Raw genomic sequence first — 24,340 nt, 5'->3', positions numbered from 1 at the left:
CGAGGAGATGTTGCCATGAGCGACTCCACCACGGGAGCCGAACTCCACCGGGTACTGGCCCGCAAGGATGTCCTGGCGCTGGCCTTTGGGGCAATGATCGGTTGGGGCTGGATTGTCATGACCGGTAGCTGGATCACCTCTGCTGGAAGCCTTGGCGCTATCGCTGCTTTTGTCCTGGGCGGCCTGGTGATTGTGTTGGTAGGGCTGACCTATGCTGAATTAGCGTCGGCCATGCCCCAGGTCGGCGGTGAACATGTCTACAGCTATCGGGCCATGGGGCATTTTGCCTCCTTCCTGTGTACGTGGTCGATTGTACTGGGGTACATCAGCGTCGTGGCCTTTGAAGCCGTGGCCTTGCCCACCGTCGTCGAGTACCTGTTCCCCTCCTATGCTGTTGGTCATCTCTGGACACTGGCAGATTGGGATGTCAAGGCCACCTGGGTTGCCGTAGGAGTTGCGGGATCCCTGATCATGATGTTGATCAATTATGTCGGGGTGCGTACTGCGGCCCTGGTACAGAAAGTCGTGACGCTGTTGATACTGGTGGTAGGGGTGATGTTTGTCAGCGGAGCGCTGTTCGAAGGTGAGCTCGGTACCATGCAGCCGCTGTTCCACAGCGAGAATGGTGTGGCAGGTGGCATCATGCTGGTCATCATCATGGTGCCGTTCATGTTTGTCGGCTTTGATGTCATCCCCCAGGCAGCCGAAGAGATCAACTTGCCATTCCGTGAAATCGGGCGAGTGTTGATGATCTCGGTGATCATGGCGGTGTTCTGGTATGCCCTGATCATTCTTGGTACTTCCTTGATGCTGAATCCTTCCGAACTGGCCAATAGTTCCCTGGCCGTGCCGGATGCCATGCAAGCCGTATTCCAGGCGCCCTGGGCGGGCAAGCTGATGGTGCTGGCGGGGATAGCCGGTATCCTGACCAGCTGGAATGCCTTTTATATCGGAGGTTCCCGGGCACTCTATGCGCTGGCGCACTGCGGTATGCTGCCTGCCTTCCTCGGTAAGCTGCATCCGCGGCACCGTACTCCGGTCAATGCCATCCTGCTGATCGGGGTCATCTCCAGTCTGGCACCGCTACTGGGACGCTCGGCCATGGTCTGGCTGGTGGTGGCTGGAGGGCTCGGCATTGTCATTGCCTATCTGTTTGTCTCGTTGTCCTTCCTGATCTTGCGCAGCAAGGAGCCACAAATGGAGCGGCCTTTCCGTGTCCGTCATGCTCGCCTGGTTGGCTGGCTGGCAGTACTGCTGTCTCTGGGGATGATCGGCCTGTATCTGCCCGGGAGTCCATCCGCTCTGAAACCGATTGAATGGCTACTGTTTGCTGGATGGATGGCAGTAGGGCTGGGGCTCTACGTATGGTCAAGGTTCAAGTACGGCACGGAATATAGTGAGCGGCAGATGGCTCGGGAGATGAGTGGCGATGCTGCCTAGTGGCACTCTGCCAGCTGACCCCGATCATTGAGCCCTGTTCGTTGAACCCTACCCGTTATACGCGAGCGACGATCGTTGTCATTTGTTTCATTGAGGCCGCCAAAAGGCGGCCTCATGCTTTAGTCGAGAGCCTGGCAATGTCCGGGTTTTTTATTGATGGATACTGTAAATGTAGATATTTTATGAAAATATAGCTAATAAGCTGGCGGAAGGACATCATGAATGCCCTTGCCTGAATCGATATTGATGAAGAATAGGATATGAGCACACGAGATACGCGCCTGAGTGGTGGCATGTGTGTTATGACTCGTGGCTGGAGCATTCTTCGCTTCCCCTCGCCATGTGGTATCTGCGCGCAAGACGTCTGCACGCAAGACGATAGTTTCAGGACTGGTCTGGCTGGCGATGCCGGACTGGCCAACAATGACAATGAGATGTGCAATGTATGATTTCATCATCATAGGCGGTGGCATTCTTGGCATGTCCACCGCCATGCAGCTTCAGCAGGTCTATCCAGACAGGCGGATGCTGGTATTGGAAAAGGAAGCAGGGCCTGCACGCCATCAAACGGGTCACAATAGCGGCGTGATTCATGCCGGTGTCTATTACACCCCGGGCAGCCTGAAGGCACGTTTCTGCCTGGAAGGTAACCGTGCTACCAAGGCTTTCTGTGATGAGCATGCTATCCCCTACGACAGCTGTGGCAAGCTGCTGGTGGCGACCAATGAGGTCGAGATGGAACGCATGCGGGCGCTGTGGGTCCGCACGGAGGCCAATGGTCTCGAGCGCGAGTGGCTGGAGGCCGAGGCCTTGCATGAGCGTGAACCCAATATCACGGGATTGGGGGCGATCTTCGTACCATCCAGTGGCATCGTGGATTATGCTCGGGTCACTCAGGCCATGGCCGATGAATTCCAGCGTCTAGGAGGTACGATTCGCTATGATCATCAGGTCCGGGCCCTGGAGGAACGTCGCCAGGAAGTCGTGGTAACGACATCCTGCGAGACGTTCTCTACGCGTTATCTGATCAGTTGTGCAGGCCTGATGGCTGACCGCATGATACGCATGCTGGGGAAGAAACCGGGCTTTACCATCTGCCCCTTCCGTGGTGAATATTTCCGTCTGGGTGAGCGTCACAACCAGATCGTCAATCACCTGATCTATCCGATACCGGATCCTTCCATGCCATTTCTAGGGGTGCATCTGACCCGCATGATTGACGGCAGTGTCACGGTAGGCCCCAATGCTGTACTGGCGCTGGCCCGGGAGGGCTATCGCAAGACCCATGTTTCCGCACCCGATGTAGCTGGCATGCTGACGCACCCGGGGATTCTCAAAGTGTTATGGCGTCATCTCAAGCCTGGCATGCGCGAGATGAAGAACTCTCTGTCGCGGCGCGGTTATCTCGATGAGGTGCGCAAATACTGTCCGAGTCTGAGTGTCGAAGACCTCGAGCCTTATCCTGCCGGTGTCAGGGCACAGGCTGTGTCCCGGGATGGCAAACTGATCGATGACTTTCTCTTCGTCAATACGGCCCGCACGGTCAATGTGGGTAACGCGCCTTCTCCGGCGGCTACCTCGGCGTTGCCGATTGGCGCGCATATCGTGGAGAAGGTGAAGAGTCTGGTCGAAAAATGAATCATGCGATGTCAGCGTGATGTAAAAAAGCTTGTGTAGCATGTGCTGACCGTTCACCTAAGACTTTGTGCGGATTGATAATGTGTTGAAAAAACTGCGCAATGAAACCCTTTGCAAGGTGAACCCCCCGTTGCTAGTTTGCACAGGTGCGTCTATGCATAGGTGGTCATCTCTTACTAACAACAAATGCCCATGAGGCATGGAGGAATGTCATGCGAGCCATGAAGCTGGCCTTGGCTGCATCGCTGTTGATCGGAGCCCAGGCTGCGGTTGCTCAGCAACAGTTGTCTGTTGCCACCGGTGGTACTGGCGGTACCTATTACCCCATTGGGGGTGGTCTTGCCGAGATGATCAAGAAACACATCGACGGCTATGATGCAGTGGCAGAAGTTACAGGGGCCTCGGTCGAAAACATGGGCCTGGTATGGCGAGGAGACTCTGACCTGGCTCTGGCCCTGGCTGATACCGTCTACCAGGGTTATACCGGCACGGGTGCCTTCGAAGGGCGTGAGCTGGATAACATTCGTGCGATTGCCTCGGTCTACCCCAATGCGGTGCAGATCGTGACCATGGCCGACTCTGATATCGAGTCTCTGGAAGACCTCAAGGGCAAGGTTGTATCCGTGGGGGCGCCAGGCAGTGGTACTGAGCTCAATGCCAAGGCACTGCTGGAGTCGAACGGCATCACCTATGATGACTTCGACGCCCGTCGCCTCAACTTCAACGAAACTGCTGATGCCCTGCGCAATGGTGATATCGATGCGGGTTTCTGGAGTGTAGGGCCGCCCACCAGCTCGATTCTCAACCTGGCCACCACCAACGATGTGCGTCTGATTGGCTTGAGTGATGAAGAGATTGCCAATGCCCAGAAAGACGAGCCGGTGTTTGCTGCTTACGAACTCAAGGCGAATCTGTACGAGGGAATGGACGAGCCGGTACAGACAATCAGCATCCCCAATGTACTGATTACCAGCAGCGAGATGGATGATGAGCTGGCCTATCAACTGACCAAGATGCTGTTCGAGAAAACCGATGAGCTGATTGCCATTCATCCGGCTGCCAATGACACCACGGTGGAATTCTCCACGGCTTCCACGCCCATTCCTTTCCATGAGGGCGCATTGCGCTATTACGAAGAGGTCGGGGCAGACATTCAGGACAAGCAGCGCCCGTGATGCAGGACCTTGATGAGTTGAACAGGTGCAACAGGAGGCGGGCCAAGAGGCCCGCCTTGCTGTTGCTGGTTAGCTTAGCGCTGAGTATATGGACATGTGCCGCTGTGGCCGATGCTCAATCAGGCAAGCTGGTGATCAAGGATAGTGAAGGGCAGGCATTGATCACTCTTCCCATGCCGCCTGGTAGTGGCTGGTGCATGGCCTGGAATCACTCGGTGAAGGGCTTCGAAGTTCTTGATTGTTATCGCAATGTGGCTGGCCAGATGGTACTTGAGCGTAGTCACCTTCCGGATTTTGCCGCCGGGCTTGATCATATCTTCGAACGTGGGCGTCAGCTCTCCGACGGACATGGTGGCTACTGGATCGAAGATATCGATGAGCCGGTGCCTGGTAACCACTATCGTTTGAGAGCCGGATCGATGAAGGTGGATCACCGCCTGGTCAACCGGGATAGAGGACGCCTGGAAACCTTGATTCGTCAGGCACGTGAAGACTGTGCGGATGCACTGCCTGCATCCGTACCCGAGGCAGTGACCCCGATCAGCATCAGTGCTCTGGCGGCCAACCAACGGGTCAGTGTGAATCTGGAAGATTGTGAAGAGGAGACATCAACGCAATGTATCTGCCCACAACAATAAATAGACTTGTGCGGTCATGCCTGTTCCAGCGAACGCATGTCCGGGAGGAGCCCTAATGAGCGCTGATGCTTCCCACTCCCCGATTGTCCCCGGCAGTGAGGCCAACCATTCTCGTATGGTGCTGTGGCTGATCACCTTGGTGGCAGTGGGCTTGTCGCTGTTTCAACTTTATTCAGCAGGGATTCAGCCGCTGGGGTTGTTCTATCAGCGCAGTATCCATCTGTCTCTGGTCATGATGCTGGCATTCCTGATGTTCCCGCTGTTCGGGCCCAAGCGCTCTCGTGGGGTCATCGGCGGAATCATAGATATGGCCTTCTTCTTCGGAGCAGTGTTTACCGGTGGATACCTGGCATGGAACCTGGATGCCATCTTCAACCGTGCAGGATTCTGGACTCAAACTGACATCATGGCGGGCATCGTAGCCACCGTTACTGTGCTGGAAGCCAGCCGGCGTGCGGTTGGTCTGGGCATGACGGTGATCGGCATCATCGCCATCTTGTACGCCTTTGCAGGACCTCGCGGCGAGTTGCCCTGGTTGGGTGAGTGGCTTCCGGGCATCCTGCAGCATCGTGGATATAACCTGGACCGTGTCGTCGGCCAGCTTTATCTGGGGCAGGAGGGGATCTTTGGCCTGCCGATGGGGGTGGCAGCCACCTATATCTTCATTTTCGTTCTGTTTGGTGCATTTCTCGAAATCACGGGGGCGGGCAAGTTCTTCATCGATCTGGCCTATGCCGCGACTGGCCGGCAGCGTGGTGGCCCAGCCAAGGCTGCTGTAATTGCTTCTGCTGGCATGGGGTCCATTTCCGGCAGTGCCATTGCCAATGTAGTGACAACGGGCGCCTTCACCATTCCGCTGATGAAGAAGCTGGGTTACAAGCCCCACCAGGCTGGTGGCATCGAAGCCGCCGCTTCCACCGGTGGGCAGATCATGCCACCTCTGATGGGGGCTGGGGCCTTCCTGATCGCTGAGTACACCCGGGTACCTTACCTGGAGATCGTCAAGGTCAGCATTCTGCCTGCCATCATGTATTTCGGTACTGTCTACCTGTTCGTGCATATCATTGCGCTCAAGGAAGGCATGCAGGGCATGGCCAAGGAAGAACTGCCACAGATGAGCGATGTGCTGAAAAGTGGCTGGCACTTCCTGTTGCCGCTCGCCGTGCTGGTATGGCTGCTGGTGATGAACATGTCACCAATGCGAGTGGGGTTCTATGCCATTGTCTGCATGTTACTGGTGGCCATACTGCGCTTTGCCGTGTGGTTCTTCTTTGTCGCACCCAAGGAAGGCCAGCCAGTGAATGGAGAGCGCCTGGGCATTGCTTGTCGCAGCGGTCTGTTGAAGCTGGTCGAAGGATTGGAACTGGGGGCGCGCAATGCGGTAGCTGTGTCCATGGCTTGCGCCGTGGCTGGAATTATCGTCGGTATCGTTGGCCTTACGGGGTTGGGACTCAAGTTCTCTGCCATGATGATGGCGTTTTCCGGCGGTCACCTGCTGCTGGCTCTGGTCATGGTGTTGTTGGCCAGCCTGGTGCTGGGGATGGGTTTGCCAGTGACAGCAGCGTATATCGTGTTGATCGTGCTGGTGGGGCCGGGTTTGTCCAATGAGTTTGGTGTGCCGTTGATCATCGCTCACCTGGTGGTGTTCTGGTATTCCCAGGATTCCAACGTCACTCCTCCCATTGCCCTGGCGGGGTTCGCGGGAGCGGCGATTGCCGGTGCCAAGCCGATGGCGACCAGCTTTCAGGCCTGGAAGTTCGCCAAGGGGCTCTATCTGGTACCACTATTCATGGTCTATAACCCCGAGATCATCATCGGTGGCCCGGTCTATATCCTGGTCTGGAAAGCCATCACCGGGATCCTGGCGCTTGCCGCCTTTGCCGCTGTTCTGGAGGGCTATCTGTTTGACCGCATACCCATCTGGCAGCGTGTGCTGCTATTGCCGGCCATCATCGGCGTCTTTACCCCCTCGCTGGTCTACGATGTCGCCGGTGCTGCGGTGATGCTGCTGATCATCGTTGCCAACTGGTGGCAGGCGCGGACCAAGGTTTCTACCGCATAGGCAGGGTGGTAGCAGCACCATGAAAGCCCCCATGCCTGATGGCATGGGGGCTTTTTACATGAAGTCTTCGTGCGGGCAGTAAAGAGAAGGCGGGATTACTGTGCGGGGGCGTCGTTGCTTCCATCCACGGCAGGTTGTTCGGGTTTTTGCGTATTCACGGATTGCTCGCTGATGGCATCCAGGTTTTCAGCAGCTTCCACTTCCTCCTGTGTAGGCTCGTCGCCACTGGACAGCAGTTGCTCCTGGGCCTGCTGCAGGCTTGCTCCCTGGGCCTGTCCGTTGGCGTCTACCGGGTGCAGGACAATGGCAACCTCGCTTTGCTCGGCATCGTTTCCAACACTGACCAGATAGGCATCGGTGGTGGTCCATTTCAGCTCGCCATTGGCATCGTGAATTTCAGCGCGGAGGAGATGGCGATGGCTCGGGTCTACCTCATCACTGGCATAATTCAGATGAAAATCCACGGAGTTTTGGTCCATGTCGACACGGTTTTCCGCGATGACCTTTGCGGGGGCGTCAGCCAGTGTCGCATCATTCAAGCTGACAACTACCTGGGTATTGTCCGGTAGAGGCTGGTCGCTGCTAGCGAGGCTCAAGGTGCCGGTCAGAGTCTGCTCATGGTCCGCTTGACCGGCACTGGCAGTGTTGCTGTCCGAGGTCTTTTCGGCATTGCCGTCACCACAGCCGGTCAAGGCCAGGCCGGCTGACAGGGCGGCAATGAGCAACAGGGAGCGTTTCATGGGCTCTCTCCTTGGAAATCGGTAAATACTGTCTGTCGTCATATCGATCCATGCCGCAATATGAATGCACCCTACCAGATGAATGGGGATAAAGGGCGGACATAGCTGTCGTTCTGCGGCGACATGCATCGTGGGAGAGGTAGTCGTCCCTCGGCTCTGCTAGACTATGCCGCTTCTCATTCGTTCACTCGTTGCGGCAAATTTTTTTATCATTGCCGCTGTCTGTCGTTTTCCGAGGAGCAGCAGATGCCATCAACAAGCCCGTCACCCCGCGTCGGTGTGATCATGGGATCCAAATCAGATTGGCCTATCATGGAACATGCAGTTTCCATGCTGGAGCGCCTTGGGGTGCCTTATGAGACCCGAGTGGTGTCCGCTCACCGCACGCCGGATCTTCTGTTTGAATATGCCAAGACCGCGGCGGATCGAGGATTGCAGGTGATTGTGGCCGGTGCTGGTGGCGCTGCTCATCTACCAGGAATGGTGGCTTCCCAGACGGCTCTGCCTGTTCTGGGAGTGCCAGTAGAGTCAAAGTCCCTTAAAGGGCTGGATTCCTTGCTTTCCATCGTTCAGATGCCTGGAGGCATTGCGGTCGGGACCTTGGCCATTGGCAAGGCAGGGGCGACCAATGCCGGGCTGTTGGCTGCTCAGATCGTCGGACTTGGCGATGCCGGGATACGTAGTGCGGTGGAAGCGTTCCGTGCCGAGCAGACGCAAACGGTGCTCGACAATCCCGACCCTAGCCAACCGTAAGCGAGTTGCGTGAGGATGTTGTGTGAGGATAAAGCAATGAAGATTGGCGTTCTCGGTGCAGGCCAGCTTGGCCGGATGTTGGCATTGGCGGGATACCCGTTGGCCAACCAGTTCACTTTTCTGGATACCACGGGGCACCCAAGTGCTGGTATCGGAGATGTGATGATTGATACCGACCACAAGCACCTGGAAGCATTTCTCTCCCAGGTTGACCTGGTGACCTACGAGTTCGAGCACCTTCCCGTGGCGCTGGTCCAGGACATCGAGTCCGAGAAACCGGTTTACCCATCCAGTGAAGCGATTCGAATCTGCCAGAACCGTGCTGAGGAAAAGGCATTGTTCGATCGTCTGTCGATTCCTACTCCGGCCTACCGTCTGGTGGATAGTGCCGAGGCGCTGGAACAGGCAGCTCGAGAATTGGGTACTCCGGTCGTTGCCAAGTCCATCACGGAAGGTTACGACGGCAAGGGGCAAGCGGTTCTGCGCGACCCGTCCGAGGCTACAGAAGCCTGGCAGCGCATCAATCATCCGCGCCTGATCGTGGAGTCATTCGTTGACTTCGTCCGTGAAGTTTCCATCATCGCCGTGCGTGGTCGTGACGGCCAGGTGGTGTTCTATCCCATGGCTGAAAATGTCCATGTAGATGGCATCCTGCGCTACTCACTGGCCCCCATGCCGGACCTGGATGATGCCGTTCAGCATACTGCCGATGGCTATATCCGGGCGCTGCTGGATGAACTCGACTATGTCGGTGTTCTGACTCTGGAACTCTTCCAATGTGCCGATGGCAGCTTGCTGGCCAATGAAATGGCTCCACGAGTGCACAATTCGGGTCATTGGAGCATGGATGGTGCCGTGACCAGCCAGTTCGAGAATCATCTGCGTGCGATTCAAGGGTTGCCGCTGGGCGATACCAGCGCGCGTATGCCGACCTGCATGATCAATGTGATCGGCCGCGAGGCGGACCCAGCCGCGGTATTGGCTATCGAAGATGCACACCTGCATCGTTACGACAAGAGCGAGAGAGCCGGGCGCAAGCTGGGCCATATCAATCTGCTAGCTCCGACGCATGAGGCGCTGCTGGAAAAGGTTCGGGCCTGTGCAACGCTTGTGCCGGATGCACCTGCCCCACGCTTCAGTTTCGAAGGAAAGGGCAAATAGCGACGAGCCTTGAGCTTCGAGCAGTCCAAAGAATCCGGCCCCAGTTAAGGGGCCGGACGCGTGTCGGGTCATTGTGCAATGGCGATGCATTGAGCCGCTCGTGGCGTGGTGCTGCAGTTTATCCCATCAACATCCAGCTGGCGGCTCCTCCACCGATGATCAACAGCATGAACAGGATCAGGGCCAGCAGAAAAGGTTTTACCCCCAGCGCCTTGAGTTTTTCCATGCGAGTATTGAGTCCCAGGGCCGCCATGGCCATGGTCAGGGACAGTTGACCCAACAGTACCAGCCCATCATGTAGCCCTGCGGGAATCACTTCCAGGCTGTTGACGCCGACCATGACGATGAAGCCCAGGGCGAACCAGGGAATCACCAGCTTTCCCTTTTCGGCCACCTGACCGGTGTCTGTAGATTCGCTTGTCGCGACGTTGTGTGTCGAGACATTGTGGTGCAACCACCACTGGCCAACGATCAGAAGGAAGGGTACCAGCAACATCACTCGGACCAGCTTGACGATGACGGCGTTGGCCAATGCGGTCGGGCCTACGGCATCACCTGCGGCGACGACCTGGGCAACTTCATGGATGGTGGCGCCGATGTAGACACCGAACAGTCCCTCATTCATGCCCAGCCACGGATATATCATCGGGTACAGCAGCATTGCCAGTGACCCGAACAGGACGACAGTAGCTACCGCCATGGAAGCGGCGGCGGGGCGGGAGCGAATGGTGGATTCCGTGGCAAGGACAGCTGCGGCACCGCAGATGGCACTGCCGGCGCAGGTCAAGAGTGTCGTTTCGCGATCCATGCCCAGCAGACGGGTGCCAATCATGTAACCCGCGATCAGGATGCTGGTGATCACCAATGCATCAAGCAGCAACACCTTGGGGCCAAGGTCCAGCACTTGAGTGAAGGTCAGTGACAGACCAAACAGCACGATACCGCCGCGCAACAGCCAGCGAGTGGCAAAGGCCAGCCCTGGCTGAGCAATCTCGAGCGTTTTCCTGATAGGCAGGTTGCCCACGATAATCCCGAGCAGCAGGGCGAAGACTAGAGGGCTGACACCGCTGGTGGCAATGAACGGCACCTTGGCAAGCCCGAAGCCGAGCAAGGTGAGCAGTGCACAGAACAGCAGCCCTTTTGACATGTTGGTAGCCCCCTCGATGATGGATGAGCTCAGTCTAGGGTTGCTTATGCCAAATTATTATCAGTAAATAACGAATCCACTCTTCGGTAAAACCGATATGCGATCTCACATCACTCTGCGCCAACTCGAGATCTTTGTTGCTGTCGCCCGGCTGGGAACTGTCAGCGCAGCGTCTCAGCGCCTCAGTCTTTCCCAGTCTGCCACCAGCCAGGGGCTATCCGATCTTGAGCATCAACTGGGTGTATCGCTGTTCGAGCGCCCAGGGAGGCGCTTGACCCTGAATGACATGGGGCATCGTCTGCTGCCTCGTGCCGAGCAACTACTGGATGGCCTGGCGGACTTTGTTGCGGCTGCCGAAGAACCAGAGGATATCCTGCATGGCACCTTGGTGATTTCGGCCAGTGCCACCATTGGCACGTATCTGTTGCCGCCACTGGCAGGTGAGTTTGGTTCTCTGCACCCGGGTGTGGATTTTCGCCTGCGACTGCGTAATACCGGTGAAGTCATTTCCGATGTGCAGCGCTTCGATGCAGATCTGGGGTTGATCGAAGGGCGCTGCCATGAGCCTGGACTGATCAGTGAGCCCTGGTGCGAGGACCGCATGGAGATTGTCTGTGCCCCGGGGCACCCTCTAGCCGGCAAGATACTTGTCGAAGATGATGACCTGGCCGCAGAGCAGTGGATTCTGCGTGAACCGGGATCGGGATCTCGTGAGGTCCTGGAGGCGGCGGTCCTGCCCAGGCTGATACGGCTCAAGGTACGCATGGAATTAGGGCAGCACGAGGCAATAAAGCAAGCCGTGGCCGCGGGACTGGGCCTGGGATGTCTGTCGCGCTTGAGTGTACGGGGCGAGCTGGAGAGAGGAGAGCTCAAGGCACTGCCTCATGACCTGCCCCTGACGCGTCACTTTTCTCTGGTGTGGCACCCGGATCGCTATCGCAGTCCGGCGTGGCAGGCGTTCAAGGTGTTTCTGGGAGAACGGCGACCAGGGGCATCTTGCCCAGCCGAGGAGGTGGAGCAGGAAGGGAGGAAGGGGAACAAAGAAGGGGAGTGAGGGATGATCCTCACTCCCCTTGCTGGAGTCGTGTCCTGTTTTCAGTGAGAACAGGTTTCAGTGAGAACAGGTTTCAGGGATATGCAGCGTTGCCGGTCCACAGCAGAATGGCGGCAATGACGGCGAAGTGCCCTGGATACCAGGCCAGCCATAGGCGACGAGGCATCTTTATTGTTGCTTCAGGCACCATGCGATGAACGCCGGACGCCATTAGCAGTACACTGAATGTCGTGGCAACGGTTATGGATTTGGCCATGTCAGAGCTGTTCATCATTCCGGCAATGGCGAGTATCGGCAGGCAGGCGGCAACCGCTTCCAGACGTTCCAGCATGCTGTTACCACCACGGTGAAGCTGGCGCACAGCAAGCATGAAGAATGGCACCAGCAGCAATCCTTCATGTCCATATTCAACCCAGAAGCCTGCAATATACCAGGCGCAGGCCACGCCCAGGGTTTCCAGCGCCAGGCGTGGATAGCCCAACTGCTGGTCCTCCATGCGACGAGTCAACTGCATCAGCCAGGCCCCGGCCAACAAACCAAGGGTGAGGGTGAAGCAGATATTGAGCTGGAACAATGCTTCCCGTGGCATCAACTGATAGGGCAACTGAGCGATCAGGCCGATCACCAGGGTGCGTCGGGCATAGCGAACCGGATCCCGGGTGTTGAACAGGCCGTGCCAGGCGACCATGCCGGCAAACAGAGGAAAGGCTATGCGTCCGACACTGCTGTCGACCCACCCCATACCCCAACTGTCGGTTGCCAGGTAGCGGGCCACATGGTCCAGGGTCATGGTGATCAACGCCAGCCACTGTCCCCAACCTGTCCAGGCGGATGAAGGGCGGGCCAGAGAAGAGGCAGCAGCAGTATGGGGCATGAAGGATTCCCTGTGGTGGAAGCGTTGTTTCTGGAACGAGGCCATAAGACTACTGTTCGACAGCCAAGTTCCGACTCGGCCAGGAGGCAGCCTGGCCAAGTTCCAATCCACCATTATACGGGAGCTTCTTGCTGTGCGGCGCGCTATGGCACAATACGCAGAATCCTTAGCCCGTTTGCGACCACCAGCAGGCTGGCGCCCATATCGGCGAAGACAGCCATCCACAGCGTGGCGTGGCCGGTCAGGGCGAGGGCCAGGAACACGACCTTGATGCCGATGGCCAGAGCAATGTTCTGGATCAGCAGGCGCCGGGTCTCGTGTGACAATTCCACCAGCCGCGCCAACTTGCCGAGGTCGTCATCCATCAAGGCCACGTCGGCGGTCTCGATGGCGACATCGCTGCCCGCTACACCCATGGCGATACCGAGATCGGCGCGTGCCAGCGCTGGTGCATCATTGATGCCATCGCCGACCATGGCGGTGGGCGCCTGGCGTGTCAGTTGCTCGAGATGCCGTAGCTTGTCCTCGGGTAACAGTTCGCCGTGGGCCTCATCGATGCTCAACTGATCGGCGATTGCCTGCACACGCGGCTTGCTGTCGCCACTCAGGATGCTGACCTTGAGTCCCAGTTCATGCAGACGGTCAATGGCTGCCTGACTGGTGGAACGCAGGCTGTCGCTGACCTGGAAGGTGGCCAGTACTTGCGAACCGCGACCCAGCCAGAGCGGTGCCTGAGTGGTCTGTTCATCCACCTGTGCACCATACTCGCGAGCCATACGGGCATTGCCCAACCAGATTGCCAGTCCTTCATGAGAGGCGATCATGCCGCGTCCCCCGCGCTCCTCGATGCCTTCTAGCTCGCTCAGCGATGTGCCCTGCAGATGTTCGGCAACGGCTCTCGATATGGGGTGGTTGGAACTGCTGGCCAGCGATAGCGCCAGGCTGGCGCATTGCTCGGCGCTCAGGGGGCCGGTGGTCTGCCAGTCACTGACCTTGGGGCGACCGATGGTCAGGGTGCCGGTCTTGTCGAGTACCACCTGCTTCAGGCGCTGGGCCTGCTCCAGGTAAGCCCCGCCCTTGATCAGAATCCCCTGACGCGCCGCCGCGGCCAGACCGCTGACGATGGTGACCGGTGTCGAGATGACCAGTGCACAGGGGCAGGCAATGACCAGTAACACCAGAGCACGATAGACACCATCCAACCAGGGGCCCAGGCCCAGCAATGGCCAGGCGATGGCCGTGGCCAGAGCAAGGACGAAGACACCGGGGGTATAGACGGCCGCGAAGCGGTCGATCATGCGCTGGGTTGGAGCGCGGCTCGCCTGGGCCTGTTCCACGGCGTGGATAATACGCGCCAGGGTGGTATCCGACACTACACGGGTTGCTCTGTACTCCATGTCGCCGTTGAGATTGATACTGCCGGCATGGACCTGGTCGCCGGGTTGCTTGTCGCGGGGCAGACTTTCCCCGGTGATTGCCGATTCATCCAGCGAGGGATGGCCACGGGTAATCTCGCCATCCAGCGCCAGTCGTTCACCGGCACGTGCACGCAGCAGGTCGCCGGGCTGAACGAGTTCGGCCTCGACCTCTCGCCATTCGCCATCCTGCTGTTGCACCCTGGCCCGCGGTGGCGCCAGGTCGAGTAGTCCGCGAATGGCTTGGCGCGCACGGTGCAGTGAGCGTGCTTCGACATGCTCGGAGATGGTAAACAGCACAATCACCATGGCGGCCTCGGCCCAGTGGCCGATCAGCAGCGCACCGGTAACGGCAACGCTCATCAACGCATTGATATTGAGGCTTCCCTGACGCAAGGCAATGAAGCCCTTGCGCCAGGTGTCGAGCCCGACCAGCGCAATGGCGCAGAGGGCCAGTGCCGCCAGTACCCACTGCGGAACATTTCCGCCCCAGTTGAGCACCTCGGCGGCCACGGCCATGGCACCGGCAATGGCCAGCCTTGTCCATGGGATGGAGGACTGCTGAGGTGCTGTCTGCTGATCGCGTTGTGTGCGTGGGCTCATGCCAAGTTGGCGAATACGTTCCATGGCATCGGCGGTATCAATGCCGTCATGCAGGATCTCGAGTCGGCGATCGATGAACTGGAAACGCAGCTCGACGAGGCCCGGCATGTCCTCGAGTGCCTTGCGCAACTGACGTTCCTCGCTCGGGCAACAGAGCTCGTCGATGATCAGGACCAGTCGCTGGCTGTTCACCTGGGGTGCTGGCTCGGCCGCAGTGGGAGCCTGTGATGAACAGCATCCACCGCAGGAGCTCACTGCCGAGTCGGTATGCGCCTCGGAATGTGAAGTCTGACTGGCCATGATTCCTCTCCATTTGCATTGGCTAGGCTGATGACACACCCTGTAGTAACTACAGAGTCAAGCCCCCGATGTGAGATCGATGAAGCGAGACGAGATGAATGAAGAGAGACGAGATGGATGAAGCGAGGTGAGACAGATGAAGATTGGAGAGCTGGCCAGCCGTACCGGATGCGCGGTGGAAACGCTGCGTTACTACGAAAGGGAAGGGCTGCTGCCGGAGCCGGCGCGAAGTGCCGGGAATTATCGCCTCTACAGTGGTGAGCACGCCGAGCGGGTGGCGTTCATCCGCCATTGTCGTGCCCTCGATATGACGCTGGATGAAGTGCGTACGCTGCTCGAACTGCACGATCGTCCCGATCAGCCTTGCGATGAGGCCAATACGTTGATCGAGGCGCACCTTGAGCACGTCGCGTTGCGGATTGACCAGTTGCAGCGCCTCGAGCGCCAGCTTATCGCTTTGCGCCAACGCTGTACGGGAAGGGGGACTACGGCGGAATGTGGCATCCTGCAGGAGCTGGCGCAGCCGGTGAAGGAAGTGGCTGCACCAGCGCCGCACGTGCCGGGAACTCATGACGTGAGAGGTTGATCAGAGCCCCGGCAATTTTCAGTGGCTGGATGGCAACACCCAGTCCTTGCGCGGGAAGTGACAGGTGTAGCCATTGGGCAGACGCTGCAGGTAGTCCTGATGCTCGGGTTCGGCCTCCCAGAAGTCAGCTACCGGCTCGACTTCGGTGACGACCTTGCCTGGCCACAGGCCGGAGGCATCGACGTCCTTGATGGTGCGTAGTGCCTCTTCCTTCTGAGCCTCGTCGACATAGTAGATCGCCGAACGGTAGGACATGCCCCGGTCATTGCCCTGGCGGTTGACCGTGGTCGGGTCGTGAATCTGGAAGAAGTATTCCAGCAGGCGACGGTAGCTGATGACCTCGGGATCGAAAATGATCTCGATGCCTTCGGCGTGAGTGCCATGGTTGCGATAGGTGGCATTGGGCACATCACCGCCGGTATAGCCGACACGGGTTCCCTCTACACCGGGCAATTGGCGAATCAACTCCTGCATGCCCCAGAAACATCCACCTGCCAGTACTGCTCGCTCGTGTGCCATGGTCAAACCTCCTCGACTTGATTCAGATACTCGCCGTAGCCTTCGGCTTCCATGTCGTCACGATGGATAAAGCGCAGCGAGGCGGAGTTGATGCAGTAGCGTAAACCACCATGCTCACGTGGCCCATCGGGAAACACGTGGCCCAGATGGCTATCCCCATGGGTCGAACGCACCTCGGTACGCACCATACTATGTGACGTGTCCGTCAGCTCATTGACATGAGCGGGCTCGATGGGTTTTGTGAAGCTCGGCCAGCCACAACCCGACTCATACTTGTCTGAAGACGCAAACAACGGCTCACCGGAAACGATGTCGACGTAGATGCCGGGTTCCTTGTTGTCGAGATACTCGCCAGTGCCGGCACGTTCGGTGCCATTTTCCTGAGTGATGCGGTACTGCTCATCATTCAGGCGGGCAATGGCTTCAGGGGATTTATCGTAGCGTTTCATAGGTTCTCCTCATCCCGATGACAGGGAGCGACAGTGAGGAACTGATCCCACTGAACAGGTTGTTAGTGTCATATCAAACGATTTCCTTACAAGCTGGGAGAATATCCTGCTCTGGCATCATAATTCAGGTTTTTTGAAGGCATTGTTGGTTGGTGCCGACGACAGATACTTCTCGATGGCGTGAGAAAGAAAGTAGAGAAAAAGAAAAGAGAGGGAAAGAGAATGAACAAGGCGAGATGGGCCGACGGCCGAGGATCGCGGGAAGTGAAAAGCGGGTAGTCGTGCTTACGTGGTAGTTGAAGAGGTCCCTGGTGCTTGGGTACACCAGGGACTGAGGACATTATTTCTCGTCGAAATACTTGGCGACGATCTCATCATAGGTTCCGTTTTCCTTCAGCGTCGCGAGGGCGGCGTTAAAGGCATCGGCCAGATCTTGATCGCGCTTGCGGAAGGCGATACCAAAGCCGTCACCGAAGTATTTCTTCGGTTCGGTAATCTGTTCACCCACGACCTTGTAGTCACCTTCTTCGCTGTCCAGCAGAGTGGACTTGCCGACCGGATAGTCGAGGAAACCGATATCGACGCGGTCGGCATCCATATCCAGTACCAGGTCATCGGCAGTGCCGTAACGCTTCACTTCCTTGGCCACGTCACCATACATATCGGTAACGTAGTTGTCCTGCAGGGTGCCGCGTTGGACGCCAATGGTCAGGCCCTTGAGTGTTTCGGCATCGGCCGCATCCATCTCCAGGCCAGCCGGGGCAAACCAGGCAGAAGGAGGTGTGAAGTACGGTTCGCTGAACAGGACATGCTCGCGGCGTTCGTCGTTGATGGTCATGGAAGACATGATGGCATCATACTTGCGAGCCATCAGACCTGGGATGATACCGTCCCAGGCTTGTACCACCCATTCACACTCGATGCCGATCTCGGTACACATGGCGTTGCCCAGGTCGATATCGAAACCCGTCAGTTCGCCATCGGCGGTACGAAATTCCATTGGCTCGTAGGGTACGTCGACGGCAATGCGGATATCACGCACTTCAGCCTGAGCGGAGGATGCGAGGAGTGCGGCACCGATCAGTCCTGCAGTAAAAACCTTGCGTAGTGTCATATGGGTAGACCCCTTGTTGTTTGGGAACGCCTTGGCGACGTCACAAATGCACCATAGCGAATGCCGCGGCATTCAGAAAGAGGGGAACTTGAATAGTGAAACGAGAGTTCCCAACGTTTGTTTGACGCTCCATGTCGGCTACGGAAGGCACGCGATATCGCGTGCCTTCTTTCAGCCATCTACTGGCCTCAAGTGCGCCAGCAGGCGTTTTTCCAGATAACGGAACAGGTAGAGAATGGCAAAGGTCAGGCACAGATAGATCACTGCCACGAACAGGTATGGCTGGAAGGCAGCATAAGTGCGAGTGACGATGAATCTGGCTGCGCCGGTCAAGTCCATGATGGTGACCACGCTGGCTACGGCACTGGCATGAAGCATGAAGATGACTTCATTGCCATAGGCCGGCAAGGCGCGGCGGAAGGCGCTGGGGAGGATAATCCTGCGCATGCGCAGTCCCCAGGACATGCCATAGGCCTTGGCTGCCTCGATCTCACCACGCGGCGTGGTCTTGATCGCGCCATGGAAAATTTCGGTGGTATAGGCGGCGGTGTTCAGGGTGAAGGCTATCAGTGCCCAGACATGTGCTTGATCGATATCACTCCAGTACTTCCAGTCCCTGAGTGTGTCGATGCTGGGCAACCCATAGTAGATCATATACAACTGAACCAGCAGTGGCGTGCCACGGAACACATAGGTGTAGGCATAGATCGGCAGCTTGATCCAGCGGCGTTTCGAACCGCGACCGATCGCCAGCGGTACCGCCAGGATCAGGCCTGCAATCAGTGACAGAAACACCAGTTGTACTGTAGTGGTCAGACCTTCGCCATAACGGGCCAGGTTGGCAGGTGTCAGTATGGTATGGTCGCTCAGCAGCGTCTGTAGAGAAGTCAGCCATTCCATCACTCTTCTCCTCCAGTGAAGCCCACACTGTAGCGTTTCTGCAGTCTGGAGAAGCCCCATTCGGAAACGCTGGCAATGGCCAGGTAGATCACGGCCACGATAGTTAGAAAGACAAAAGGTTGATGGGTCGCCTTGGAAGCTTCCTCAGCGACTCGCACCATATCGCTCAGACCAATGATCGAAACCAGAGCAGTGGTCTTGAGCAGCACCATCCAGTTATTGGAAAGGCCCGGCAGGGCGTGCCGCATCATCTGTGGAAAGCGGATGCGGCGGAATACCTGGCCATGGGTCATGCCATAGGCACGCCCGGCTTCTATCTGGCCACGATCGACAGCCAGAAATGCCCCGCGGAAGGTCTCGCCCATGTAGGCACCAAATATCAGGCCGATGGTGATGACTCCGGCAACAAAGGAATTGATCTCGATGTACAGGTCCCAGCCGAATTGCTCATACATCCAGTCGGTGACCATGTTGAGGCCGACCTGGGCACCAAAAAACAGCAGAAACATCATCACCAGATCCGGCACACCGCGAATGATGGTGGTGTAGAGGGTTCCAATGCGGTGCAACAGCCAGTTGCGTGACATCTTGGCACTGGCCGTGAGCAGGCCAAGAATTACCGCCAGAATCAGTGACAGCCCCGCGACCTCGATAGTCAATAGAGCGCCTTGGAGCAGTCTGGGGCCGTAGCCTTGCAGGTCAATCATCGGATTCTCCTGGGCTGGGCTCAGTGTTTGGGGGCAAGGAATTGCTTCAGGCGGTCGGACTTCGGGTTGCCGAGCACGTCCTGCGGAGCGCCTGCTTCCTCGACCAGACCCTGGTGGAGATAGATGACCTGGGAAGAAACATCCCGTGCAAATGCCATTTCGTGTGTCACCACAATCATGGTGCGGCCTTCTTCGGCCAGGTCCCGCATGACCTTGAGTACATCGCCCACCAGTTCAGGGTCGAGTGCCGAAGTAGGCTCGTCGAACAGCATGACTTCCGGGTCCATGGCCAGGGCTCGGGCGATGGCTCCGCGCTGCTGCTGACCGCCGGAAAGCTGCGATGGATAATAGTCGGCACGTTCTGCCAGCCCTACTCGCTCCAGCAGTTGGCGTGCGTATTCGATGGCCTCGTGCTTGGGTTGCTTGAGGACATGCACGGGAGCCTCGATGACATTCTCCAGCAAGGTCATGTGCGACCACAGGTTGAAGCTCTGGAAGACCATGGACAGTTTGGCACGCATGCGTACCACCTGCTTCTGGTCGGCTGGCTCACGGCCGTGCTTGGTGTCCTTGAACAGAACGGATTCGCCATGAACGATGAGTTCGCCATCGTCAGGCTGTTCGAGCAGGTTCATGCAGCGCAGAAAGGTACTTTTACCGGAACCTGATGCGCCAATCAGCGTGATGACGTCACCCTTGTAGGCCTGCAGAGACAAGCCCTTGAGTACTTCGTTGTTGCCGAAGCGCTTGCGGATATTACGCACTTCCAGCGGAATCGGGGTATCAGCCATGAATCGAGCTCCAGATAGGTCGGCACATTGTTATTACCTGGGGAGAGTGCCGGATAGCGCGGACTGGCGCGAAAAGGGGGGGATTCTAACAGGCTCAGGAAAGCTCGCTAGACGATCGCAGACTGAAAGAGATTATACCTTCGTCTATTGTTAGAGTATGTAAATGCATCGTTATGTCTCCAGATTGTTGTTTTTAGAAGATTTTATGTAAGCACTGGAAATGGGGCTGCTTGGTGTAAAAATAAATCGGTCGTTTGACTTATCTTCGTGAAAGTTCGGTCGGCTTCACCAGTAATACTGCTCGGGCACCAAGTTCAACCTTGGCATTGGGGAACACGATTCGAAGGGGGATATCACCAACCTGGGTATCACCCGCCTTGGCATCTCTGGCGACGATTTCTCCAGGAGCGAAGGCGGTGAAATTGGGCGTATCGTCAGCAAAGCATAGTTCGAAGCCTTCACTTTCACGGAACACCTCAACGGCAACCTTGAAACCCGCCATGTGGGATACGTCGCCTTCGGTCGGTTGCCGCCCGGCTATCAGTGCTTCAAGCAATTGCCCCATGGGGGCCAGAGGAATCAGGTCGTTATTGCCGAAGGGCAAGGCCTTGCCCAGTTCCAGGGTGAATGCCTGGGCGCCATGGTAGTGCTTGCTGTAATGCGAAAAGGTCCAGCTGTGCTGGTGCTGTTGCAGGGCTGCCTGGATATCGGCTCCGGCGAGCCAGCGCCACTGTTCATCGTTGGTCTGGGTATCGGCAAATGGATCGACCACGAAGCGTGGGTACTGGCTGTCACGGATCGCGGTATGAAGATCATAGTGAAGGCGGGGGAGCTGCGCGTAGCGCTCATAAAAGGCATCCACCGCGGCCATCAGCTCCCGGGCACGGTTGGCCTCATTGCTCTCTAGGTCGAGTTCACGCTTGAACAAGCGATTCAGGTTGGTTTCGACAAAGCGCACGCCCAGGCGAATGGCTTCAATATTACCCAGAATCACCAGCACCGGTGCACCTAACGTGGCAAGGCCTGCTTCCAGGCGTGCCAGGCATTCGCCAAGCAGCTCGATAGGTGCTGTTTCATTGCCATGGATGCCCACCGAGATCACTACGGCCCTGGCATCGGACGAGAGTTCGGCGGGCGTCAGTGTGATGATGCCTGGTGCTTCGATATGGTAGCGACCGTCACCGACGTTGCCTTCACGGGCGAAGGAAGGGGTGTCGTCGAGAGTAGCGGATAACCAATCAGCAAGCATGGTGGCCTCTCGAGCGGAACGTCAGTGGCATGTCCTTCACTTTCATTATTGTGTCTCCTGATCATGCAGGTGTTGTATAGCGCCAACCCTGGATGTGGAGGATCACCATCCAGCGAGAATACGCGGGATGCAAGCGGGAGCGTCGGACTGTTGAAAACCACCGGTGAGAAAATGAAAGGCTCGACGGCAGGACCGTCGAGCGCAGTCGGAGACTGACGAGGAAGAGAAGTCAGGCGCCGCGGGTGTTGGTGTAGAGCGTGTAGATGGACTGGCTGGCCGTCATCAGCAGGCGATTGCGGTCCTCGCCGACGAAACATACATTGGCACAGACTTCCGGCAACAGGATACGTCCGATCAATGTACCGTCAGGAGCGAATATCGTCACTCCATCGTGGCCCTCTCCTCCCGAAGTGCCTGCCCAGATGTTGCCATCCTGGTCGCAGGCAAGTCCGTCATAGCCTTCTTCGCGGCTTTCCACGAGGCGCGTTGGATCGGTCAGTGATTTACCGTCATCGCCGAGGGTGAAGCGAGTAATGGTCGCAGGCTCGTCGGGATAATGAGAAGGCGCGGTGTCAGCGATATAGACGCTGCGCTTGTCCGGCCCCAGGGCAATGCCATTGGGCTTGAACAGTTCCGTGGTCAGTGGCTGGGGTTCGGCCATGCCATCTTCCCAGTAATAGACAGTGGTATCCAGTTCAAGCTCGCGAGCCGCACCCTCATACTCGACGTGGGCACCATAGCCGGGGTCGGTGAAGATGATGCCGCCGTTATCCAGGCAGATCAGATCATTGGGAGCGTTGAGTGGTTTGCCGTCGTAGCTTTCGGCAAGCACGCTGAGGCTACCGTCCCACTCGTAGCGTACCACTCGGGCGGGGGAGTGCTCACAGGCCACCAGGCGCCCCTGGTCATCAAAGGCATTGCCGTTGGAATGTCCCACCTTGTGGCGCAGGATGCTGACTTCTCCGCTTGCCTCGTCCCAGCGCATCTGCAGTGCACGGGGTATATCGCTGAATACCGCATAGCGCCCCACGGCGTTCCAGGCGGGGCCTTCGAGCCACAGGCCGCCTGTCCATTGACGTTCCAGAGGAGTGTTGAACAGCACATACTTCTGGAAACGTTCGTCGATCACCTGCCAGGCCTCGTCCGGATAGCGTGATGGAGCACCTGTGTTAGCGAACAGGTTCGGGGCGGCCGCCGCGGCACCCAGGGCGGCGGAAGCGACGAGGAACTGGCGTCTTGCAAGGGACATGACACTATCCTTCTGCTGGAGGAATCATTGGTATCGGAACGTCCTCTCAAGATATGTGTTATCCACGATTCTGTATGTTATACATTTTTCCGATGCTCGATCATGTCTCGGGTGATGTATCCTGCTCCCGGTCCTTCAGTACCGAGCAGGCCTCACCCTGTTCCACCTCGAGCAGTTGCTGGACGGGGTAGTCGAGGTCACGTGCCATTTCGACCAATTGCCGGTAAGTGGCATCATCAAGTCGTGGGGTACGGGAAAGAATCCACAGGTAGTCACGATCAGGTCCGGTGACCAGCGACCATTGACCATGCTCGTCCAGCGCCAGAATGTTGTAGCTGGCATAGAAGGGACCGAAGAAGCTCACCTTGAGCCGTCCCTCATTGGCAGCGCCCAATGGATAGGCCTTGCCTTCGGCCACGTCGGTTTCACCGCTGTCCAGGTTGAGGCCGCGGTTGATGACGCGGACGCCTCCATCATCGCGCAGGGAATAGTCAGCGGTGACGCAGTCCAGCCCTTCCTCGAAGGAATGGTCGAAGCGTGCGATTTCGTACCAGCGCCCAAGGTAGTCATCGAGAACAAAATCGTTGATCGGTTGGGTGCCTTGGGGAATGCCAGTACAGGATGTCACCAGCAAAGCACATAACAGGATGCAGCTTGAGCGACGGAAGAGTTTGAGCCTGGTCATCGGAAGTCCTTTTCTAAGGTGAGCGGCTTGCGTGAAGGGAGGATAGCGGTGCGGCAAGCATGTCGGTTTTGTCATCGATCATGCAGGATAATGAGAGATGTGGGTAGACAGAACACAGCCATGATGGAGAGCGGATGAGGGACCAGACGCTATCAGGCTTGAGCCAGCATTATGCCGGGAATGATCAGGTGGCCCTGATCGATCGCCTGCGAGAGGCATTCGTCGAGGCTGGAATCAACCCTGACCAGTTGACACCGACGCAGATGGCGGGCCTTGACCAGTTGCACCTCGGGGGGCGCGGTTCCAGTCAGCGCCTGCTGGAGTTGAGTGAGCTATCGGGTGTCACTCGGATGCTGGATGTGGGATGCGGCACCGGTGGAGCCAGCCGCCTGCTGGCACAGGCACTGGGCTGCGAGGTGGTGGGGGTCGATATCACCCCGGCTTTCATTGATGTGGCGCGGTGGCTGAGCCAGGCTAGCGGTCTCTCGTTGCAAACCCATTTTCTGTGTGCCGACGCCGCCGAACTGCCGTTGGCATCTGACAGCATCGAGGCATTGTGGTGTCAGCACGCTCTTCTCAACATGCCTGATCAGGACGCTGTACTGAATGAGTGGCGGAGAATACTGATACCCGGAGGACGGGTATTGCTGCATGAAGTCGTGGCCGGGGAGAATCCGGAGCCCTTGAGCCTGCCGGTGCCCTGGGCTCGGCAGCCCGAGCACAGTCATCTCGATTCGCGACAGGCATTGGAACAACGCCTGCAGCATGCCGGCTTTCGCCAGTTGAGGCTGATCGATGTCACTGAACAGGCCCTGTCCTGGCGACGTCATCATGGGCGGCGAGAGCAGCAGTCCGCGGTTGTCGAGCAAGTGGAATTGCCCGGTGCCCAACTGTTGTTCGGAGAGGACTTCCCCAGCATGGGACGCAACCTGCAGGCCAACCTGGCCAATGATCGCGTCCGGGTGATTCAGGGGGTATGGGGAATGAGCGGCGAGCCGCTCGAGCTGTAAGTTATAAGCTGTAAGTAACCCCGAACCTGAATTCCCCCCGAGCCCCGAACTTTTACCTGTGAACCGAGGACTGCTCTGGAC

Annotated in this window: 23 protein-coding genes; 10 read left to right on the top strand and 13 right to left on the bottom strand. The window is 57.6% G+C overall.

All coding sequences use genetic code 11. The features are described 5' to 3' along the window. Positions 1-15: 15 nt before the first annotated feature. The 5 genes from E4T21_RS16060 (at position 16) to E4T21_RS16040 (ending at position 6,953) form a co-directional block, all read left to right on the top strand. Complete coding sequence (locus E4T21_RS16060; protein WP_149286007.1) at positions 16-1,440, top strand: APC family permease; 1,425 nt, start codon at positions 16-18, stop codon at positions 1,438-1,440. A gap of 441 nt (positions 1,441-1,881) precedes the next feature. Further along, on the top strand, positions 1,882-3,078 hold the full coding sequence (lhgO, locus tag E4T21_RS16055) for an L-2-hydroxyglutarate oxidase (RefSeq protein WP_149286006.1): 1,197 nt from the start codon (positions 1,882-1,884) through the stop codon (positions 3,076-3,078). A gap of 212 nt (positions 3,079-3,290) precedes the next feature. After that, positions 3,291-4,253 carry a TAXI family TRAP transporter solute-binding subunit gene (locus tag E4T21_RS16050; RefSeq protein ID WP_149286005.1) on the top strand — a complete coding sequence of 321 codons (963 nt, stop codon included), beginning with the start codon at positions 3,291-3,293 and terminating at the stop codon, positions 4,251-4,253. A gap of 104 nt (positions 4,254-4,357) precedes the next feature. Continuing rightward, the gene (locus E4T21_RS16045; RefSeq protein ID WP_240349185.1) at positions 4,358-4,891 is read left to right on the top strand and encodes a DUF1850 domain-containing protein; all 534 of its coding nucleotides are present in this window, start codon (positions 4,358-4,360) and stop codon (positions 4,889-4,891) included. A gap of 55 nt (positions 4,892-4,946) precedes the next feature. Then, positions 4,947-6,953, top strand: a complete 2,007-nt coding sequence (locus E4T21_RS16040; protein ID WP_149286003.1) for a TRAP transporter permease — start codon at positions 4,947-4,949, stop codon at positions 6,951-6,953. Between the two features lie 95 nt (positions 6,954-7,048). On the opposite strand, the gene E4T21_RS16035 is transcribed toward E4T21_RS16040, so the two are convergent. Then, entirely contained in the window at positions 7,049-7,693 is a 645-nt protein-coding gene (locus tag E4T21_RS16035; protein ID WP_187775025.1) for a YbaY family lipoprotein, read from the bottom strand. Positions 7,694-7,939: 246 nt separating this feature from the next. Here E4T21_RS16035 and purE point away from each other — a divergent pair, with 246 nt between their 5' ends. After that, the gene (purE, locus tag E4T21_RS16030; protein ID WP_149286001.1) at positions 7,940-8,446 is read left to right on the top strand and encodes a 5-(carboxyamino)imidazole ribonucleotide mutase; all 507 of its coding nucleotides are present in this window, start codon (positions 7,940-7,942) and stop codon (positions 8,444-8,446) included. Positions 8,447-8,482: 36 nt separating this feature from the next. After that, the gene (locus E4T21_RS16025; protein WP_149286000.1) at positions 8,483-9,607 is read left to right on the top strand and encodes a 5-(carboxyamino)imidazole ribonucleotide synthase; all 1,125 of its coding nucleotides are present in this window, start codon (positions 8,483-8,485) and stop codon (positions 9,605-9,607) included. Between the two features lie 118 nt (positions 9,608-9,725). On the opposite strand, the gene E4T21_RS16020 is transcribed toward E4T21_RS16025, so the two are convergent. Beyond that, positions 9,726-10,754 (bottom strand): YeiH family protein, encoded by a 1,029-nt coding sequence (locus E4T21_RS16020; protein WP_149285999.1) that lies wholly within the window; start codon positions 10,752-10,754, stop codon positions 9,726-9,728. A gap of 97 nt (positions 10,755-10,851) precedes the next feature. Between E4T21_RS16020 and E4T21_RS16015 the strand changes: the two genes are divergently transcribed. Next, positions 10,852-11,808 carry a LysR substrate-binding domain-containing protein gene (locus E4T21_RS16015; RefSeq protein ID WP_149285998.1) on the top strand — a complete coding sequence of 319 codons (957 nt, stop codon included), beginning with the start codon at positions 10,852-10,854 and terminating at the stop codon, positions 11,806-11,808. Positions 11,809-11,881: 73 nt separating this feature from the next. Here E4T21_RS16015 and E4T21_RS16010 read toward each other — a convergent pair whose 3' ends face one another. After that, positions 11,882-12,682 (bottom strand): TraX family protein, encoded by an 801-nt coding sequence (locus E4T21_RS16010; protein WP_149285997.1) that lies wholly within the window; start codon positions 12,680-12,682, stop codon positions 11,882-11,884. Between the two features lie 143 nt (positions 12,683-12,825). Then, complete coding sequence (locus tag E4T21_RS16005) at positions 12,826-15,000, bottom strand: heavy metal translocating P-type ATPase (RefSeq protein WP_149285996.1); 2,175 nt, start codon at positions 14,998-15,000, stop codon at positions 12,826-12,828. A gap of 136 nt (positions 15,001-15,136) precedes the next feature. Here E4T21_RS16005 and cadR point away from each other — a divergent pair, with 136 nt between their 5' ends. Beyond that, on the top strand, positions 15,137-15,586 hold the full coding sequence (cadR, locus tag E4T21_RS16000) for a Cd(II)/Pb(II)-responsive transcriptional regulator (RefSeq protein ID WP_149285995.1): 450 nt from the start codon (positions 15,137-15,139) through the stop codon (positions 15,584-15,586). 18 nt (positions 15,587-15,604) lie between these two features. Here cadR and msrA read toward each other — a convergent pair whose 3' ends face one another. The 9 genes from msrA to E4T21_RS15955 form a co-directional block, all read right to left on the bottom strand. After that, the gene (gene msrA, locus E4T21_RS15995; protein ID WP_149285994.1) at positions 15,605-16,105 is read right to left on the bottom strand and encodes a peptide-methionine (S)-S-oxide reductase MsrA; all 501 of its coding nucleotides are present in this window, start codon (positions 16,103-16,105) and stop codon (positions 15,605-15,607) included. Between the two features lie 2 nt (positions 16,106-16,107). Beyond that, entirely contained in the window at positions 16,108-16,554 is a 447-nt protein-coding gene (gene msrB / locus E4T21_RS15990) for a peptide-methionine (R)-S-oxide reductase MsrB (protein ID WP_149285993.1), read from the bottom strand. 340 nt (positions 16,555-16,894) lie between these two features. Beyond that, complete coding sequence (locus E4T21_RS15985; RefSeq protein WP_149285992.1) at positions 16,895-17,668, bottom strand: transporter substrate-binding domain-containing protein; 774 nt, start codon at positions 17,666-17,668, stop codon at positions 16,895-16,897. A 171-nt stretch (positions 17,669-17,839) separates the two neighbouring features. Further along, positions 17,840-18,568 carry an ABC transporter permease gene (locus E4T21_RS15980; protein ID WP_149285991.1) on the bottom strand — a complete coding sequence of 243 codons (729 nt, stop codon included), beginning with the start codon at positions 18,566-18,568 and terminating at the stop codon, positions 17,840-17,842. Beyond that, positions 18,568-19,275, bottom strand: coding sequence for an ABC transporter permease (locus E4T21_RS15975; RefSeq protein ID WP_149285990.1), 708 nt, complete (start codon positions 19,273-19,275; stop codon positions 18,568-18,570). The genes E4T21_RS15980 and E4T21_RS15975 overlap by 1 nt, the downstream gene beginning before the upstream one ends. 20 nt (positions 19,276-19,295) lie before the next feature. Beyond that, on the bottom strand, positions 19,296-20,066 hold the full coding sequence (locus E4T21_RS15970) for an ABC transporter ATP-binding protein (protein WP_149285989.1): 771 nt from the start codon (positions 20,064-20,066) through the stop codon (positions 19,296-19,298). 259 nt (positions 20,067-20,325) lie between these two features. Further along, a complete protein-coding gene (locus E4T21_RS15965) occupies positions 20,326-21,315 on the bottom strand; it encodes a succinylglutamate desuccinylase (protein WP_149285988.1) in 990 nt (329 codons plus the stop codon). A 229-nt stretch (positions 21,316-21,544) separates the two neighbouring features. Continuing rightward, the gene (locus E4T21_RS15960) at positions 21,545-22,564 is read right to left on the bottom strand and encodes an SMP-30/gluconolactonase/LRE family protein (RefSeq protein WP_149285987.1); all 1,020 of its coding nucleotides are present in this window, start codon (positions 22,562-22,564) and stop codon (positions 21,545-21,547) included. A 100-nt stretch (positions 22,565-22,664) separates the two neighbouring features. After that, positions 22,665-23,249 carry a lipocalin family protein gene (locus tag E4T21_RS15955; RefSeq protein ID WP_149285986.1) on the bottom strand — a complete coding sequence of 195 codons (585 nt, stop codon included), beginning with the start codon at positions 23,247-23,249 and terminating at the stop codon, positions 22,665-22,667. A 134-nt stretch (positions 23,250-23,383) separates the two neighbouring features. Between E4T21_RS15955 and E4T21_RS15950 the strand changes: the two genes are divergently transcribed. Beyond that, on the top strand, positions 23,384-24,259 hold the full coding sequence (locus E4T21_RS15950) for a class I SAM-dependent methyltransferase (protein ID WP_149285985.1): 876 nt from the start codon (positions 23,384-23,386) through the stop codon (positions 24,257-24,259). Positions 24,260-24,340: the final 81 nt, after the last annotated feature.

This window comes from Halomonas binhaiensis (genome assembly GCF_008329985.2).
Classification (GTDB): Bacteria; Pseudomonadota; Gammaproteobacteria; order Pseudomonadales; family Halomonadaceae; genus Halomonas; species Halomonas binhaiensis.
The sequence above is the reverse complement of the archived record's forward strand: the minus strand, read 5'-3'. Positions and strand labels throughout refer to the sequence as shown.